The organism is Paenibacillus sp. FSL R7-0189, assembly GCF_037969925.1.
Taxonomy (GTDB): domain Bacteria; phylum Bacillota; class Bacilli; order Paenibacillales; family Paenibacillaceae; genus Paenibacillus_AQ; species Paenibacillus_AQ odorifer.
Window position 1 is genome coordinate 493,958 of sequence record NZ_CP150223.1, and the last position, 17,647, is coordinate 511,604.

14 protein-coding genes are annotated in these 17,647 nt (G+C 46.1%); 2 read left to right on the forward strand and 12 right to left on the reverse strand.

Annotated elements, in window-relative coordinates; genetic code table 11:
- Positions 1-110: 110 nt before the first annotated feature.
- The 6 genes from ptsP to MKY63_RS02265 form a co-directional block, all read right to left on the reverse strand.
- A complete protein-coding gene (gene ptsP, locus MKY63_RS02240; protein ID WP_076126376.1) occupies positions 111-1,823 on the reverse strand; it encodes a phosphoenolpyruvate--protein phosphotransferase in 1,713 nt (570 codons plus the stop codon).
- Entirely contained in the window at positions 1,816-2,091 is a 276-nt protein-coding gene (locus MKY63_RS02245; protein WP_076126374.1) for an HPr family phosphocarrier protein, read from the reverse strand. The genes ptsP and MKY63_RS02245 overlap by 8 nt, the downstream gene beginning before the upstream one ends.
- A gap of 98 nt (positions 2,092-2,189) precedes the next feature.
- The gene (gene ptsG / locus MKY63_RS02250; protein WP_339811381.1) at positions 2,190-4,259 is read right to left on the reverse strand and encodes a glucose-specific PTS transporter subunit IIBC; all 2,070 of its coding nucleotides are present in this window, start codon (positions 4,257-4,259) and stop codon (positions 2,190-2,192) included.
- Between the two features lie 265 nt (positions 4,260-4,524).
- Positions 4,525-5,403: a PRD domain-containing protein gene (locus MKY63_RS02255; RefSeq protein WP_076126370.1), complete on the reverse strand. Its 879-nt coding sequence runs from the start codon at positions 5,401-5,403 to the stop codon at positions 4,525-4,527.
- Positions 5,404-5,802: 399 nt separating this feature from the next.
- Positions 5,803-7,395, reverse strand: a complete 1,593-nt coding sequence (locus tag MKY63_RS02260) for a flotillin family protein (RefSeq protein ID WP_076301366.1) — start codon at positions 7,393-7,395, stop codon at positions 5,803-5,805.
- Positions 7,395-7,931, reverse strand: a complete 537-nt coding sequence (locus MKY63_RS02265) for a hypothetical protein (protein ID WP_036683577.1) — start codon at positions 7,929-7,931, stop codon at positions 7,395-7,397. Before MKY63_RS02265 ends, MKY63_RS02260 begins: the two co-directional genes overlap by 1 nt.
- A 1,220-nt stretch (positions 7,932-9,151) precedes the next feature.
- Between MKY63_RS02265 and MKY63_RS02270 the strand changes: the two genes are divergently transcribed.
- Positions 9,152-9,361: a hypothetical protein gene (locus MKY63_RS02270; RefSeq protein WP_339811384.1), complete on the forward strand. Its 210-nt coding sequence runs from the start codon at positions 9,152-9,154 to the stop codon at positions 9,359-9,361.
- 139 nt (positions 9,362-9,500) lie between these two features.
- Here the strand turns inward: MKY63_RS02270 and MKY63_RS02275 are convergent, their stop codons facing one another.
- From MKY63_RS02275 to MKY63_RS02290, 4 genes are all read right to left on the reverse strand, one after another.
- The gene (locus tag MKY63_RS02275; protein ID WP_076104936.1) at positions 9,501-10,664 is read right to left on the reverse strand and encodes an iron-containing alcohol dehydrogenase; all 1,164 of its coding nucleotides are present in this window, start codon (positions 10,662-10,664) and stop codon (positions 9,501-9,503) included.
- A gap of 163 nt (positions 10,665-10,827) precedes the next feature.
- Positions 10,828-12,408: a UDP-glucose--hexose-1-phosphate uridylyltransferase gene (locus MKY63_RS02280; protein WP_076104935.1), complete on the reverse strand. Its 1,581-nt coding sequence runs from the start codon at positions 12,406-12,408 to the stop codon at positions 10,828-10,830.
- A gap of 54 nt (positions 12,409-12,462) precedes the next feature.
- Positions 12,463-13,449, reverse strand: a complete 987-nt coding sequence (galE, locus tag MKY63_RS02285; protein ID WP_036680993.1) for a UDP-glucose 4-epimerase GalE — start codon at positions 13,447-13,449, stop codon at positions 12,463-12,465.
- 4 nt (positions 13,450-13,453) lie between these two features.
- Entirely contained in the window at positions 13,454-14,629 is a 1,176-nt protein-coding gene (locus tag MKY63_RS02290) for a galactokinase (RefSeq protein WP_339811390.1), read from the reverse strand.
- 218 nt (positions 14,630-14,847) lie between these two features.
- Between MKY63_RS02290 and MKY63_RS02295 the strand changes: the two genes are divergently transcribed.
- Entirely contained in the window at positions 14,848-15,714 is an 867-nt protein-coding gene (locus MKY63_RS02295) for an AraC family transcriptional regulator (protein WP_036680991.1), read from the forward strand.
- Between the two features lie 86 nt (positions 15,715-15,800).
- On the opposite strand, the gene mgrA is transcribed toward MKY63_RS02295, so the two are convergent.
- On the reverse strand, positions 15,801-16,799 hold the full coding sequence (gene mgrA / locus MKY63_RS02300; RefSeq protein ID WP_036680989.1) for an L-glyceraldehyde 3-phosphate reductase: 999 nt from the start codon (positions 16,797-16,799) through the stop codon (positions 15,801-15,803).
- 107 nt (positions 16,800-16,906) lie between these two features.
- Complete coding sequence (locus tag MKY63_RS02305; RefSeq protein WP_076104932.1) at positions 16,907-17,647, reverse strand: NAD-dependent protein deacylase; 741 nt, start codon at positions 17,645-17,647, stop codon at positions 16,907-16,909.

The window sequence follows — 17,647 nt, forward strand, 5'->3', positions numbered from 1 at the left end:
AAATTATAGGTTAAAAAACATAAAAAAGCCGACCTCCAGCCATCGGAAGTCGGCAATAGTAGTTGGAAAAACAGTAGAACGCTAAAACGGATTAATGCATGCGTAAAAAGTTACTTAGCGATACTTTGAACAAGCGCAGCGACTTCTTCAGCCGTGCCAAGCTGCAACGCTTTTGCAGCCAAATCCTTCATGTCGGCAGCCGACAATTTAGATATTTGACTACGCGCTGGCAAAATGGAAGTTGCACTCATGCTGAATTCGTCGAGACCAAGACCCAGTAGCAGCGGAATAGCTGTTGCGTCACCAGCCATTTCACCACACATCCCCGTCCATTTACCTTCTGCATGGGCTGCATCAATTACATTTTTGACCAAACGCAGGATGGCTGGATTGTAAGGCTGATACAGGTAAGATACCTGTTCATTCATACGGTCCGCAGCCATTGTATATTGAATAAGATCATTCGTACCGATACTGAAGAAATCAACTTCCTTAGCAAACTGGTCAGCCAGTACAGCAGTTGATGGAATCTCAACCATTATGCCAAGCTGAATGTTGTCTGATACTTCCTTACCTTCTTCCCGAAGCTTAGCTTTCTCTTCGAGCAAAAGATCACGTGCAGCACGGAATTCACCAAGCGTAGCTATCATAGGGAACATAATGCGAAGATCCCCGTGAACACTTGCTCTTAGTAATGCGCGTAATTGAGTACGGAAAATATCCTGACGATCCAGGCAAAGACGGATCGCACGGAAACCAAGGAAAGGATTCATTTCCTTCGGAAGGTCAAGATAAGGCAGCTCTTTATCGCCACCGATATCCAGGGTACGTACGACTACCGGCTTACCCTTCATGTTCTCAAGTACAGTACGGTAGGCGTTATATTGAATTTCCTCAGAAGGCAGCTTATCGCGACCCATGTAAAGGAACTCAGTGCGGTACAGACCTACACCTTCGCCACCATTCTCAATGACACCATTCACATCATTTGGTGTACCAATATTGGCAGCTAGTTCAACATGTTTACCGTCTGCTGATACTGTAGGTTCGTCGCGAAGTTTCTTCCATTCTGCGATTTGCAAGTCGTAAGCTTCCTGCTTGCGAGTGTACTCTGCCACTTCAGCTTCGCTAGGATTGATCAGAACGTCTCCGTTCAGACCATCGACAATCACCAAATCGCCAGAATTCACTTCTGACAGAACCGTTTTAGTTCCAACAACCGCTGGAATTTCCAAAGAACGAGCCATAATTGCAGAGTGAGAAGTCCGTCCACCGATGTTCGTTGTGAAGCCTTTAACGAACTTACGATTAAGCTGTGCTGTATCCGATGGTGTTAGATCTTGAGCAATCACGATTACTTCTTCACTGATTTCTGCAGGACTTACATAATGAATGCCCAGCAGGTGGTTCAGCAAGCGCTTGGTAACATCACGCATATCAGCTGCACGTTCCTGCAGATAGGCACTCTTCATATTTTCAAACATCTCAATGAATTGCGTAGCCACTTCGTTTAGCGCATAGTCCGCGTTAACCGATTCCTCACGGATTTTATCAATTACAGGATTGATCAGTTCTGGGTCATCAAGAATAAGCAGATGTGATTCGAAAATCTCAGCCTTTTTCTCCCCCAGCTCTGCCAAAGTACGCTCTTTAATCGTTTGCAGCTCCACTCTTGATTTGGCGAGTGCATCATTTAACTTAGCGACTTCTGCTTCAGTATCACTGATACTTGTCTTCGTAATCGTATAATCCGGATGTTTCAGGATAAAAGCACGGGCTACTGCAATCCCTGCTGAAGCCGCGATTCCTGAAATCTTATTCATGGATTTCCCCTAGCCCTTCTTTAATCATTACTTCTTGAAGAGCGTTCAAAGCTTCTGCTTCTTCGCTTCCTTCAGTAATCAAAGACAAAGTATCTCCAGCTTCAAGACCCAATGACAATACGCCAAGAATGGATTTCAAAGTTACTTTTTTACCTTTAGCTTCTGCATATGCTTCTGTACCTTTGAATTTTGTTGCTGTATTTACCAAGGCAGTTGCTGGACGTGCGTGAATTCCATCTTCATCGACAATTCTGAATGTTTTTTGCATAATATTATCCAACTCGCTTTCTGTTATTAAAGTATTTTAAATTTATAGTGAAAGCTTCGCTTCCTTGTATGAACAAGGAAGCATCGGCCCTTGCACTTTTACTGAATCGTAATAATGTCTTGGTCTCCTATAGAAACCTTACCCGGCTTCTTCAATGTTACAGAAGAGCCTTCTGGTAAATTAGAGAAAATAACAGGTGAGATTACAGAAGGTGCATGTGCTTTTACATACTCTAAATCCACTTCCATAATCGGTTGTCCAGCCGCTACAAGATCGCCCTCTTCAACTAATACCGTGAAGCCTTGACCTTTAAGCTTAACCGTATTAACCCCAATATGAACGAGCACTTCCTTGCCTCCGTCAGACATAATACCGATGGCATGTTTGCTCGGGAACACGTTAAATACCTTACCGTAAACCGGTGAAGCAATCTTCCCATCTTCGGATAGGAACGCGAAGCCGTCGCCCGTCATTTTTTGGGAGAATACTGGATCTGGCACCTCTGTGATATCCAACAACTCACCGTTTACTGGAGATACGATATCTTCCTTGATAATCGCTTCACCAGCTTCACCTGCCTGTTGTTCTTCTTCTGGCTCTGGAGCAACCACTACTGGAGCTGCTGAAGCCGCAGGTGTCTTTCCGTTAATCACATCTTGAATCTGCGATTTAATCGTATCTGAACGTGTGCCAAAAATCGCTTGAACGTTATTACCCACTTCCAGCACACCTGATGCACCAAGTTTCTTAAGACGGTTCTTGTCTACACCTGCCTTATCTTTAACTTCAACACGAAGGCGGGTAATACAAGCATCTAGATGAGTGATGTTTTCTTTACCACCTAGAGCGGACAAAATGTTCCGCGGTAGATCATCACCGGCTCTGGAGACAGACTCCGTATTCACTTCTTCTTCTTCATTGGTATCTTCTTCACGACCCGGTGTCATAAGATTGAATTTCCGAATTACAAACCGGAAGCCGAAGTAATAAATTAAGGCAAGGACCAGACCTACCGGAATGACCAGCCACCAAGCTGTACGGTTCGGGATAATACCGAAGAGCACAAAATCGATAAAGCCACCCGAGAATGTCATGCCGATTTTAACATCCAGAATATGCATAGTCATAAAGGACAGACCTGCAAACACAGCATGTACAGCGAACAGCAACGGAGCCACGAATAGGAACGAGAATTCGAGCGGCTCAGTAATCCCTGTCAAGAACGATGTCAATGCCGCGGAAATCATCAAACTTCCGACGATCTTTTTATTCTGAGGTTTAGCTTCATGATAGATAGCCAAAGCCGCTGCTGGAAGACCAAACATCATGAATGGATATTTACCTGTAGTAAATGTCCCTGCTGTGAAGTCTACTCCATCGCGAAGCTGCTGCATGAAGATCCGTTGGTCACCACGTACCAATTCTCCAGCTTTATCAACGTAGGTACCAAATTCATACCAGAATGGAGAGTAGAAAATGTGATGCAGTCCAAAAGGAATGAGCGAACGTTCGATCGTTCCGAAGATAAACGCTGCAAGCGTTTTGTTCGTATCAATCATACTTTGTGACACATAGTTCAGACCATGTTGAATAGGTGGCCATACTATTGTCAGTAACAAACCCAAGATTAGAGCTGTTACCGCCGTCATGATCGGTACGAAACGTTTACCTGCGAAGAAACCTAGGTAAGAAGGAAGCTCAATTTTGAAGAATCGCTTGTACATGGCCGAAGCCAATATCCCGACGAGTATACCTCCAAACACCCCTGTTTGCAGTGTTGGAATCCCTAATACGCTGGCATACGAGAAGTCGCCTTGGCTCAGGACGTAATCATTAACACCAATAACTGTACCCATCGTAATGTTCATTACGAGGAAACCGATAATGGCAGCTAGACCCGCAACACCTTCACCGCCGGCTAAACCTATCGCAACCCCCACCGCGAAGAGTAAGGCTAGATTATCAAATACAATTTGTCCTGAGTTCATCAATACGTTGGCAACAGCCTGAACAACATGGTTCTCCAGTGCTGGAACATATTGCAGGAAGTCTGGGTTTACCAGCATGTTTCCTATTCCAAGAAGCAAACCTGCCGCAGGCAGAATAGCTACTGGAAGCATCAGAGCTTTACCAACTCTTTGTAAAACACCAAACAACTTTTTAAACATTTAGGTTACTCCTTTCATTAATTTCACTAAAACAGATGCCAAAAAAGGCATGAGCAACACAATATAGAAGTTGTAATCTAACGCTATCGTTAGATTGCCCCAAGAAGGGGGTTAACAACCAAAATACTGTAATTCACTCATGCCTGATCGAATCAGTTACACGCTCGATATTCTGTTTTGTTGATGACAGTGAACATTGTAGCATCGTTTTTTTTAAGTGGCAAGCGTTTTTTTTGAAACCATGATTTGTTACAACTTTTGCACTTTAAGGAGCTTCACCATTCTTGTCCATATCTTGTTCGTCCACTTTTTTCTGGGCAATACGCTGCAGGTGAATCGTCAAATAACTCACCTCAGCTTGATACACGGGAATTCGCACACGCTGTTCGATAATTTTTGTTAATTTCCAAGCCAACGAATACATCTCAGGATACTCCCGTTTCATGAGTCCATCCAGGGTTGAGGTCTCTTGTACCGCCTCTCCACGGCGTAATCTTTCTAGAACAAATCGCAGATGGGTTACCAGTCTTGAGTAATCAAGTGAATCACGTGGGATTCGATAGTCCAGATAATTCTCGACTAATCCAACCAGCTCTCCAATCAAGAGAGAATGTTGTCTAACCTCGGAAATTTGCCTATTACTAAGTGCGCTGACAATATGAAGAGCCACAAAACCTATCTCATCCACCGGCAATTCCACGCCCATAGCCTCATTGATCCGTCCAATCGCATATTCTGCCATCTTATATTCCTCAGGATAAATCTCCTTAGTTTCATACAAAAATGGATTATGAATTGGGATATCTTGTTCAAAACGACGGATAGCAAAGGAAATATGGTCGGTAAGTGCAATGTGAATATGCTCATTAAGCGGCTGACGGCTACAATGCATAATATGTAATACTATTTCTTGAACGACCTCAATCAACTTCTCATCCACTTGGGGAAGAAGCTGTTTATATTGTTCCTGTTCCTCCTGGCTACGAAGAATAAACATCTTCTCCACGGAGGATAGATTAATCTGATCACGCAGCTTGCGGTTAAACCCTATCCCTTTACCGATAACTACAACCTCGGAATATTGAGGATGCTGGGCAATGATAACGTTGTTATTCAACACCTTCGCCACTGTTATGCTACTCATTTTTGACACCTCTTTTATTTCTAAACACCTAACTTCCAGCAGCATACGCAATAAGAAATCGTACGATGAACACAAGCTTTGCTACCATCATAACACCAAGAATTGCATATTAGAAGAACACTCTGTGTCCTTACTAAGCTAGTAGATCAGAGTGAACAGCCTTAAAGGCTTTTATTTTACCTGAAAAAATCTTTAAACACCAGTGAAAGCGTCGATGTCTGTATATACAATAATTCCCACGGGATGCCGATAAGCTATAAGCTTCATCAAAAATCACCTGTCAACGCAGGAGCTTTTTATCATGTTGTCTAATTTAGATCAAACATAAAGATTAAGGTATGACCAGCAGCTTTGCCAGTCATACCTTAAGTAAACTAAATCAATATAAATTGCAATAAACTATTTTTCCTTTTGTTCAGGCACAGAAGTTAAAGTCTCGCCGGCTGTACTAGATTTTACTGATGGCTGAATATAAGTTGCAGGTGTAGCTGGTGCAACAGGTGCGACTGGTGTAACTGATGCTCCTTTGCTTCCGGAAGCTTTAGTGGTCAACCCCTTGATCAGTGCCTCTACATCAATCCCTGAGACGCTCTTCAACATCTCTGGAGCGGTGGACATTAGCTGAGTCACATAATTGCTGACCCGGGCTGCACCTTCCCCGTTACCGGTATCTACAACGGTAAGTTTATCAATAGATGCCAGCGGCTTCGCAATTTGGCCAGCCAAATCAGGCAGCATTTTGACGATGATGTCGAGCACCGCTGCTTCGCCGAATTTCTGGAAAGCTTCCGCCAGTTTCTCTTTGGCTTCTGCTTCCGCTAGACCGCGCAACCGGATAACCTCAGCATCCGCTGTACCTTTAGCCAGCTCTGCATCCGCCATCGCTTGACCTTCAAGACGCTTCTGCTCAGATGTCGCTTTTGCTTGCGTTTCAATACTATATTGCAAGGCATCTGCCTCACGCATTCTCTTCGCCTTATCGGCTTCCGCCGCTTGCTCTACTGCATAACGATCCGCTTCTGCTTTTTTCTTCACTTCAGCATCATACTGCTTCTCGCGAACTTGAATTTCTTTGGCTTGCAAATCGATTTCACGTTCCTTACGTACCAGCTCAACCTTCATCTGTTCTTCAACAACGGTCTGCTTTGCACGTGCCTCTTGAATATGATAAGCCTGGTCGGCTTCCGCTTTCGCTGTATCCTGATCCCGTTTAAACGCAGCCACCTTAAGCTGGTTTTCCTTAGAGGCTTCGGCAATATTCGTATCCCGCAGCAGCTCAGCTTTTTGCCCTTGCTCTTCTGCGTTTGCCTTTTGAATTCTCGCATCCCGCACTGCTTCTGCTTCAGCGATCTCTGCATCCCGCTTCACAGCAGCTATCCGCGGTTTACCCAGTGCCTCTAGATATCCATGTTTGTCTCGCACATCCTTGATGGTAAAGGAAACAATTTGTAGACCCATTTTCTTAAGATCACGTGCCGCCACGCCTTGAACCTCTTGCGCAAAGCGGTCACGGTTACGATATACTTCCTCAACGGTCATCGAACCGAGAATGGCCCGCAGATGACCTTCAAGAACTTCTTGTGCTTCGCTCTTCAGTGCTTCAATCGGTTTGCCCATAAATTGCTCAGCAGCTGTCGCCACATCTTCCGTTGAGCTACCCACTTTAATGATCGCTACGCCGTCGGCAATAACCGGAACCCCTTGTTCGGTGTATACTTCCGGGGTCGTCACATCGAGTTTATGAGAAAGAAGCGACATAAATTCAGCCTTCTGAAAGACTGGGAGTATAAAGGCCCCGCCCCCGCGTACAATCTTTATTTTACGACCAGAACCATCGTCTGAAATATGATTTTTCCCTAAGAACGACCCCGTTACGATCATCCCTTCATCGGGTCCAACCGTTTTGTAACGTGCCCAGAATGCGATACCTAGCACAAACAAAACAGCAACGACAACAGCAGGGACTAACAAATACTCAGGAATACCGAACATTAAAGATCCACTCCTCTTCTCTTTTCGAATTCTGACACCAATGCAACGCCTTCTCTAACCTCCACTACAACAACTTTAATCCCTGCCGGAAGCAGCTCATGATCAAAGCTTGCTGCCGTATGCAGGCTATTGCCGGCGCCAAACTTTACCATAATCTCACCATAACCAGTGGCGGGAACAGGAATTGTGATTTCCCCGATCTTACCAGGCAGATCACTCATTGAGAAACCATTGGACATTTCGCTTTTTTCCATGGGCTTAACCACCCCTAGATACATAAGTACTCCCAAAAAAGCGGCGGCTAACAAAGACAAAGCAATGATCGCCCCAGCCTCCAGAGCGCTGTACCGGGTTAGAAGAATGCCCGCTCCGCCGAACACGGTTATTCCTCCTGCCAGCACGGTGGGATTCAGAAAATCTACAGATACGAAATCAAAGGCCCCATGCAAGGCATCTCCGATCACATCGCCCACCAGGACGCTGACTATGGCAAATATGACGCCTAGCGCCAAGCAGCCTAAATACAGCGTTTGCATTTTTATTTCCTCCTGTCTTCAATCAGGACTGTCATATTACATTAAACGTACAAAGTAGGTCCTTGGTTTCACAATCTTTGGATATTCACCCAAATAAGTTCCATTCAGAGGATAAGCATACGCACATTGACACTGTTTTATTACATACGATGGGGTTGTCCCAAAGCCGTCCAATAGTTGCTGAGGCGCTGATTTTTGTTGGAAAGTTACTTAATCTAAACAGCAAAATTTGTAGTGTCTCTGGTGTCCGAAAACTTGCTCAAAAGGCTGAAAATTTGCAAATAACATCAGCTGGGACCGTGGGGTAGGCGTGTATTGGTAGAGGAATCAGTCGTGAGGGGATCTAACAAACCCTAGTTTGTTAGGTAACACTCTCGCGCGTATGAAGATACTATGCTGCTTACGCGCCTCGGCCCATCGGACTCAGCAGACCCTATTCGCCGATTTTTCCGACATTTGTTATGCTATCGGACCGCATAGTCTCTATTGGCATAAAAACCAGCAAATAAAAGACCATTTCGAAGCAATAGTGTCTCTGGTGTCCGAAAACTTGCTCAAAAGGCTGAAAATTCGCATATAACATCAGCTGGGTCCTAAGGTAGGCCGTATATTGGAAGAGGAATCAGTCGTGAGGGGATCTTACAAACCCTAGTTTGTTAGGTAACACTCTCGCGCGTATGAAGAGGCTATGCTGCTTACGCGCCTCGGCCCATCGGACTCAACAGACCCTATTCGCCGATTTTTCCGACATTTGTTATGCTATCGGACCGCATAGTCTCTATTGGCATGAAAAACAACAAATATAAGACCATTTCGAAGCAATAGTGTCTCTGGTGTCCGAAAACTTGCTCAAAACGCTGGAAATTCGCAGATAACGTCAGCTGGGTCCGTAGGGTAGGCGTGTATTGGTAGAGGAATCAGTCGTGTGGGGATCATACAAACCCTAGTTGGTTAGGTAACACTCTCGCGCGTATGAAGAGGCTATGCTGCTTACGCCTCGGCCTATCGGACTCAGCAGACCCTATTCGCCGATTTATCCGACATTTGGTATGCTATCGGACCGCATAGCCCCTATTGGCATAAAAACCAGCAAATAAAAGACCATTTCGAAGCAATAGTGTCTCTGGTGTCCGAAAACTTGCTCAAAAGGCTGAAAATTCGCAAATAACGTCAGCTGGGTCCGTAAGACTCCCGAGGACGGTCGACGGATTAGATTACGGGTGCGAACAGTGATTGATGAGGCGCGGTCAGCGGCAGCGGAGGTTCGGACAGCGGCAGCGGAGGCGCGGTCAGCGGCAGCGGAGGTTCGGACAGCAGCAGCGGAGGCGCGGCCAGCGACAGCGGAGGTACGGTCAGCGGCAGCGGAGTTTACGGTCAGAAGCATAGGAGGTGCAGTCGGCGGTAGCGGAACTTGGGACGTGGGCGAGTGAAGTTGTGCAAGAGGAGCAAGTCACACTAGACCATAAACACAAAAAAGCGGATCCTCCATTAACGGAGGATCCGCTTCTTTGACATTCTATTGCGGCTTCTTGAATAAAGACAAATGGTCTCTTTCCGTAGAAGAGTTACTTACAAAGCCATTTTATAAATCTCAACTACATCTTCACGCTCAAGCTTGCGGAAATTACCAAACGCTCCGAAACGAACAGCCTTGTCAGCCATACTGCCGATCTCGCTGTCATCAATATCATAATCACCAAGTGTCTTCGGCGCACCGATGGAATCCCAGAAATTACGCAGAGCCTCGATACCCTCCAACCCGATTTCTTCATCAGTCTTGCCAGCAGGATCAACTCCGAACACATTTACCGCAAGCTTGCGGAAACGTGCAGGGTTTGTGCTGAGGTTATATTTCATCCATTGCGGGAACAAAATCGCCAAACCTCCGCCATGCGGAATATCGTATACAGCCGATACTGCATGCTCGATATTATGAGTCGCCCAATCTCCGGCAAAACCCATGCTGACCATTCCGTTAAGCGCCATCGTACCGCAGTACATGATGGTCTCACGCAGCTCGTAGTTATTCAGATCTTTGATAAGCTTCGGCGCGGTTTCAATTACAGTGCGCAGCAAAGTTTCACAGAAACCGTCTTGTACCGGTGTATTGCCGTCTGTATGGAAATAGTGCTCCAGAACATGTGACATGATATCCACCATGCCATAAACGGTCTGATCACGTGGCAGAGAAAAAGTGTTCTCTGGATCAAGAATCGAAAATGCCGGGTAGGCATGCACGCTGCCCCAGCCCATTTTTTCCTTAGTAACCTCGTTTGTGATTACAGAGCCGTTATTCATTTCAGATCCCGTAGCAGCCATTGTCAGCACTGTGCCCAGTGGAAGCGCGTCTTGGGCCGCTGCTTTACGCTCTACAAAGTCCCACATATCACCATCATATTTCGCTCCAACAGCAACAGCTTTTGCACAGTCCAATACGCTTCCGCCCCCTACTGCGAGAACAAGGTCAATATTATGCTCCCGGCACAGCTCTACGCCTTTATGTACTGTGGAAAGACGTGGATTGGGTTCTACTCCAGAGAGTTCAGTCACTGTAGCGCCTATTGAACTCAGCTCAGCAACTACTTTATCGTACAAACCACTGCGCTTGATACTGCCACCACCGTACATCAAAAGCACATTTTTACCGTACTTAGGAACCTCCGTCTTCAAGGCTTCAAGGGTACCCTGTCCAAAAATCAGCTTGGTAGGATTATAAAATTCAAATTTACGCATATGTGTAAACCTCCAGTAGTTAATTCATAATGTCTTACTCCTTCGTATTATAAACCTCTGATTACCCGCATTCAAATTAGGTGGCTGGATTTCGTCATTCCGAATAAAAAAAGATGCCCCAAGCCCATAGGCTTGAGGACATCCTTAAATCTAAATTCACTTACTACAAAGCACCGAAGCTAGTTACAAAACGGCGGAAAGCCGCTTGACCTTCTGGAGTCCGTTTGTAAACGCCAGCGTGTTCAAGAATATGCGTAAACTTGATGCCAACTTCGTTCTGCACAATCTTGAGCGCTTCCTCGTGTTGCAGTGCAGTTCCGAATCTCTCCACCAGCTCCTGAATCCAAGCCGCATGCTGCGCAAGAGAATGACTAGGGTCATTCTTCACCGCTTCTAACAGCGCTTGATCTCCTGCAAGAATACCTGCGATGGAATCAAGTTCTTCCTTCAAACGGCCCGGCAGAATCGCCAGTCCCATAACTTCAATCAAGCCGATGTTTTCTTTTTTGATATGATGCATTTCCCGGTGTGGATGAAAAATCCCTTCAGGATATTGCTCATTAGTCCGGTTATTCCGCAGCACAAGATCCATCTCGAAGCTGCCGTCCTCGGCCCGGCGGACGATAGGAGTAACGGTATTATGAGGTTGTACTTCACCGTCAACCTCACTAAAGGCTAGCACTTCCGCCTCTGGATCGCTGTAGGCTTTCCAAGCTTCATAAAGCGCATTTCCGCATTCCAGTAGAACCGCAGGATCTTCACCATTTAAGCGCAATACGGACATCGGCCATTTTACGATATTAATGCTGACACCCGGATAAGAAGCATGTGTAAATGTATCTTCCTTAGGCGCTTTTTGAATCGGGAACGTGTGGCGTCCGCCCTGAAAATGGTCATGCGTCAGAATAGAGCCGCCAACAATCGGCAAGTCTGCATTTGAGCCAATAAAATAATGCGGAAATGATTCCACGAAGCTAAGCAGCCGCTTCAAGGTATCCTTGGTAAGCTTCATTGGCACATGATCATGATGGAATACAATGCAGTGCTCATTGTAATAAACATATGGCGAGTATTGGAAGAACCATTTTTCATTATTCAGGTTAAGCGGAATGATACGCAGGTTCTGGCGCGGCGGATGATTGATCCGTCCGGCATAACCTACATTCTCACGGCACAGCAGACATTTCGGATAGACTGGCGGCGGGAGCAGCCGAGCCATCGCAATTTCCTTCGGATTTTTCTCAGGCTTGGACAAATTGATCGTCATTTCAATGTCTCCGTACGGCGAATCCTGCAGCCAGTAGACATTCTTGGAGATCCGATCCATCCGAATATAGTTCGAATCAATGCTCAATTTATAAAAACGGTCTGTAGCCGCGGAGATGCCTTTTTCAGCAGTCAGACTATAGAATTCAGCATTTACATCCGAAGGACGGGCCATGAGAAGTCCCATAATCTTGGCGTCCAGCAAGTCACGGTAAGTGTCACTATTCTCTGGGATCAATCCGATTTCAAAACCATAATCAATCAGTGCATCGAGTGGAGCCTGCGGCCCTTCCAATGCACTTTGATCGATGTCACCTACAAGCGGCTCACTGAAACCAAACTGTTCGAGCAGCACATTACGGCTATAATCTTCATCGGATGGAGCTATAAGCTGCTGGCGCAGTGCGAACAGAACAAGCTGCTCAATCGCATGTAATGCTATCTGGCCAGCAGGCGTAATCTTATTCTCGTTGTGCATTTTAATTCTCCTTAAGTAGGGTCTCAAGTTCAAGATAAGCTAACCTAAAGTCCCTTATTCTCCGTATCCTTGCGGATTGGCAGAGTGCCAGTTCCATGCACTTTGAATGATATCTTCCAAATCTGCATGCTGCGGGTTCCATCCAAGGACGCTACGCGCTTTGTCGGAGGAAGCTACCAGCACAGCAGGATCGCCGGCACGGCGTTCTTGAATGACTACAGGAATTTCAAGTCCAGTAACCTTCTTCGCCGTTTCAATCACCTGTTTTACCGAGAATCCAAGTCCATTGCCCAGGTTGAAAATATTGCTGCTGCTTCCGCTGCGCAGGTAAGTTACCGCACGGACATGGGCGTCAGCCAGATCGCTGACATGGATGTAGTCGCGCACACAAGTACCGTCTTCTGTAGGATAGTCATCTCCGAAAACAGCGATACTGTCACGTTGCTTCAAAGCCGTTTGCAATACCAGCGGCACCAAATGACTTTCTGGACGATGGTCTTCACCGATTTTGCCACTGGCATGTGCGCCAGCTGCATTGAAGTAACGCAATGCTACATATTTGATGCCCAGTACTTTATCAAACCAAGCCATCATCCGTTCCATGGTCAGCTTAGTTTCTCCATACACATTGGCCGGTTCAGTGCGATCTGTTTCTTCAATCGGCACCTTTTCCGGTTCGCCGTAGGTTGCAGCTGTGGACGAGAATACGATCTTGTTTACGCCAGCTTTTTGCATAGCTTCCAAAAGACACTGTGTACCATATACATTGTTGTCGTAATATTTTACAGGGTCCTTCATGCTTTCTCCGACCAGCGAGCTTGCGGCAAAATGGATAACCGCTTCAATCTCATTTTCAGCGAACAGCTTACCCAGCAGTTCTTTATCACGCAGATCACCTTCGTACAGCTTGCCACCCAGCAACGCCTCACGATGCCCTGTTAGCAGATTGTCGATGACCACCACTTCTTCGCCACGATCCAGCAGCTCCGCTACAGTATGAGACCCAATATACCCTGCTCCACCTGTTACTAAAATCGCCATCTGATTACACTCCCTTCAATTCTTGGACACCATTACCGATGCCGCAAACGTAGAACTCGCCAACCAAACCAGATCTTGTGGTATAGGCTTCACCAACTTCACGAATGAAACGTTCTATATCATCTTCATGTACCAAAGATACTGTACAACCTCCGAAACCCGCGCCAGTCATACGGGAACCGAGTGTACCTGGGATACGTCCAGCTTCTTCAACCATAATATCAAGCTCTGCACAGCTAACTTCATACAAATCGCGCAAGGACGCATGCGAATCATTCATGAACTGTCCAAACTGCTTCAGATCATTGTTTTTTAATACCTCAACGGAATCCAGCACGCGTTGATTCTCTGCCACGACATGGCGAGCGCGGCGTCTTACAATTTCGTCTGTGATTTTATCTTGATGTGCTTCGAACTGTTCACGATTGAGCTGTGCCAGATAAGCTAGCGAAGGCACTTCTTTTTGCAAAATAGCCAATGCCTCATCACACTGCTGACGACGTTCATTGTACTTGGAATCTACAAGCCCTCTGCGTTTGTTCGTGTTGCCGATAACCAATTTATATGAACCTGTGATGAATGGTACCAAATTGTACTCAAGTGTGTCGCACATCAGCAGGATTGCATGATCGCGTTTGCCGTTAGCAACTGCGAACTGATCCATAATTCCGGAGTTTACACCTACGTACTGATTCTCCGCACGCTGGGACAAAAGTGCAATCTCAACAGTGTCTGTATCGCCGCCTTCGAGAGTCAGGAACGCATAAGCAGTAACGACTTCAAGAGATGCCGAGGAGGACAAGCCTGCTCCATTCGGAATATCGCCATGGAACAGCAGATCGTACCCTTTGGATACCGGGGTGCTTTTCTTATCCAGCTCAACCATTACCCCAATCGGATAGTCAATCCATTCACCAGTTTTGGACTTGCCAATTTCGCTATAATCAATAGAAGCTTCGTAAGGAAAATTAGTCGATGCAAAATTCACTTTGCTGTCACTACGTGGACGCACAATCAGCGTTGTACCGAATTCCAAAGCTGCGGGAAGTACATATCCGCCGTTATAATCCAAGTGCTCTCCGATGAGATTGACACGACCTGGTGCATAAAACACCTTAGCCTCTTCCTCGCTCACCCCATATTTTTCAATAAATTTGTTGTTAAGTTCCTGCATGCTCATTAATACCACTCCATCCTTTCGCTGCTTCAGCCAGTGGGAATTAGTAAAGCGTTCTTTATGTACTCATTATAATAGATTCACTCATCCTCTGATAATGCAATCATGTGTGTAATGTATGGATAAATGTGACTTCCCATAATATAATAATTACATATATTACTGTTACTCTCTAAACTATAAGCCATTAAATGACATTAACACAAGAAAGGCTGTCCCAAATGGAGCATACTTATTCCGTAGGATCCAATCCCGTGTATTACGATAAACAGAACCTTCATGTACTGTTTGCCGGCCAGAGTCAGACACTGCCCATGCATCAAGCTGGACCCAAGATCTATGATTATTATTTGCTGCATTTCATAGAATCTGGCTCGGGTGTTTTCCGTACAGAACATCATAAATATGAGTTGGGTAAAGGAGACTGCTTCTTGATCCATCCGGGACAATTAGTCAGTTACGTCTCTGATAAAGATCAGCCCTGGTGCTATCGCTGGGCAGCATTTACTGGCAGCGAAGCTGACGATCTGGTGCTGCAGACGGGGTTCACACCACAACAACCCGTGGTGACCACAACAGGTGAAAGCCTCATTCCAGGTGCCCTGTCCAGCATCATGCAAGCCTTCAACGCCAACAAAGAAAGTGCCCATCTGACTTCGCTTGGGTATCTCTATCTCATTGTCGGCGAGGCAGCTGATTTGCTCTCTTCCTTCTCCCGTCTTCCCGGAACAGAATCACAGGTTAAGCGTACTGTGAAGCAAATGATCCACTATATGGCTTCTCAATATGCGCACCCGGTCTCTATTGAACAAATGTGTGATACGCTGGGTTATAATCGAGCCTACCTGTCCCGTGTATTTAAGCAAGAGACCGGATTATCTCCGGTGACCTACTTGCTGAAGCTGCGTATTGAAAAGTCCAGACAGCTGCTGCGTGAACGACCGGAGCTGTCTGTGGAACAGGTAGCAGCATCCGTGGGGCTCACCGATGCTTTATACTTCTCTCGCCAATTCAAACGGTTTTGTGCCCAGTCACCGACGGCTTACCGGATGACTACAACGAGACAAGCAGAGAAACCTGAACGTTAGTTTGACCTTTAATTCATAAATCCACCTTACAACAACAGCCCGTCTTCCTTAACTTAAGGAACCGGGCTGTTACTGTGTTCAATACGCTATAGTTCTGTCTTTAGAATCGTTTCAATCCGCTCTAACTCCTCTGGACTGAAATCAGGCTTAGCTAAAGCAGCTATATTCTCTTCAATCTGATCCACTCTGCTTGCTCCAATTAGGGCGGAAGTAACCTTGCCCCCCCGGAGTGTCCAAGCCAGTGCAAACTGAGCCAGACTCTGTCCTCGCGAAACCGCAAGCTGATTAAGTGCACGAATCCTCCGCTGCACCTCCGGTGTAATCCGGCTCTCATTCAAGGCGGCAGACGGCTTGGCAGCCCTTGATCCCTCTGGAATACCATTCAAGTATTTGTTGGTTAACAAACCTTCAGCCAGGGGTGTAAAAGCGATGCTCCCTACACCACTTTGTTCCAGTACATCCTGTAAGCCGCCCTCAATCCAACGATCGAGCATAGAATAACTAGGCTGATGGATTAAGAGCGGTGTGCCCAGGCTTTTTAGAATGCTGAGGGCTTCAGCCGTCTGCTCCGCATTATAGTTGGATAGTCCTATATATAAAGCTTTGCCAGAACGTACCGCATAATCCAGCGCCTGCATGGTTTCTTCAAGCGGTGTTTCCGGGTCTGGACGATGAGAGTAATAAATATCAACATAATCTAGGCCTAGCCGTTTCAGGCTCTGATCCAGACTAGCCAGCATATATTTACGTGAACCCCATTCGCCATAAGGGCCGGGCCACATGTTATACCCTGCTTTTGTAGAGATCACTATTTCATCACGATAAGGAAACATATCATTGGCGAGAACTTTACCGAATAGCTCTTCTGCTGAACCAGCTGGTGGACCATAGTTGTTGGCCAGATCAAAATGGGTAATTCCAAGATCAAAAGCACGAGTGATCATTTCTCTGCCGTTCTCGTAATTATCGATCCCACCAAAATTCTGCCATAATCCTAATGAGATTGCTGGGAGCTTGAGACCTGAGTTCCCGCAACGATTATAACGCATGTTGTCATACCGTTTATCGTCTGCTACATATACCATTGCTTATCCCTGCCTCTCATTACACGCTGTTGTGAGCCTACCTTATCTTTAAACTTCTGAGCGTAATAATAATCTGGCAAGAGAAACCAAAGGACAGCTTTTTCCATCTAGCTTAATAGATCCTTGACACTGCCCATTACTTTTCCAATTCGATCTGTAATCAGCAGATCCGCCCGGTCATCATAAGGTGTGGGATCTCCGTTCAGCAGCACCGTACGTTTGCCCCGGAAATAAGTCACCAGACTGGCCGCAGGCTGAACCGTTAGCGAGGTTCCGCCAATAATAAGCATATCTGCAGAGGCAATCGCAGCGACAGAGCCCATAAGCACGGAATGATCCAATTCTTCTTCATATAAAACCACATCCGGCTTGATAATTCCGCCACATTCCGGGCAGCGAGGAACGATCTCAGTCATTTCCAGCAGTTGATCCAGCCCGTAATACCGTGAGCAGTCCATACAATAGTTGCGATGGATCGAACCATGCAGCTCAAGTACACTACGGCTACCCGCCTGCTGGTGCAGGCCGTCAATATTTTGCGTAATCACCGCCTTCAGCTTCCCCTGCTGTTCCAATTCCGCTAGTAGCTGGTGCGCACCATTCGGACGGGCCTCTGGATGAATCATTTTACTGCGGTAAAAATCAAAAAAAATGTCCGGTGAGGACATGAAAAAAGTGCGGCTCAGCATCACTTCAGGTGGATAAGGTGAATTGTGCTGAGTTTGATATAATCCAGCTGCGGAGCGGAAATCGGGAATTCCACTCTCTGTCGACGTACCCGCCCCTCCGAAAAAAACGATGTTGTCACTTTCTTTGATCCAAGAAGCAAGTGTCTGCAATTGATCCAT

What these genes read in the sequence shown, in the direction of transcription:
- ptsP (WP_076126376.1), bottom strand. Translation starts at nt 1,823, where the DNA reads ATGAATAAGATTTCAGGAATCGCGGCTTCAGCAGGGATTGCAGTAGCC.
- MKY63_RS02305 (WP_076104932.1), bottom strand. Translation starts at nt 17,647, where the DNA reads ATGGATCAATTGCAGACACTTGCTTCTTGGATCAAAGAAAGTGACAAC.
- MKY63_RS02265 (WP_036683577.1), bottom strand. Translation starts at nt 7,931, where the DNA reads ATGCAAACGCTGTATTTAGGCTGCTTGGCGCTAGGCGTCATATTTGCC.
- MKY63_RS02290 (WP_339811390.1), bottom strand. Translation starts at nt 14,629, where the DNA reads ATGAGCATGCAGGAACTTAACAACAAATTTATTGAAAAATATGGGGTG.
- MKY63_RS02260 (WP_076301366.1), bottom strand. Translation starts at nt 7,395, where the DNA reads ATGTTCGGTATTCCTGAGTATTTGTTAGTCCCTGCTGTTGTCGTTGCT.
- MKY63_RS02255 (WP_076126370.1), bottom strand. Translation starts at nt 5,403, where the DNA reads ATGAGTAGCATAACAGTGGCGAAGGTGTTGAATAACAACGTTATCATT.
- MKY63_RS02295 (WP_036680991.1), top strand. Translation starts at nt 14,848, where the DNA reads ATGGAGCATACTTATTCCGTAGGATCCAATCCCGTGTATTACGATAAA.
- galE (WP_036680993.1), bottom strand. Translation starts at nt 13,449, where the DNA reads ATGGCGATTTTAGTAACAGGTGGAGCAGGGTATATTGGGTCTCATACT.
- ptsG (WP_339811381.1), bottom strand. Translation starts at nt 4,259, where the DNA reads ATGTTTAAAAAGTTGTTTGGTGTTTTACAAAGAGTTGGTAAAGCTCTG.
- MKY63_RS02280 (WP_076104935.1), bottom strand. Translation starts at nt 12,408, where the DNA reads ATGCACAACGAGAATAAGATTACGCCTGCTGGCCAGATAGCATTACAT.
- MKY63_RS02275 (WP_076104936.1), bottom strand. Translation starts at nt 10,664, where the DNA reads ATGCGTAAATTTGAATTTTATAATCCTACCAAGCTGATTTTTGGACAG.
- MKY63_RS02245 (WP_076126374.1), bottom strand. Translation starts at nt 2,091, where the DNA reads ATGCAAAAAACATTCAGAATTGTCGATGAAGATGGAATTCACGCACGT.
- mgrA (WP_036680989.1), bottom strand. Translation starts at nt 16,799, where the DNA reads ATGGTATATGTAGCAGACGATAAACGGTATGACAACATGCGTTATAAT.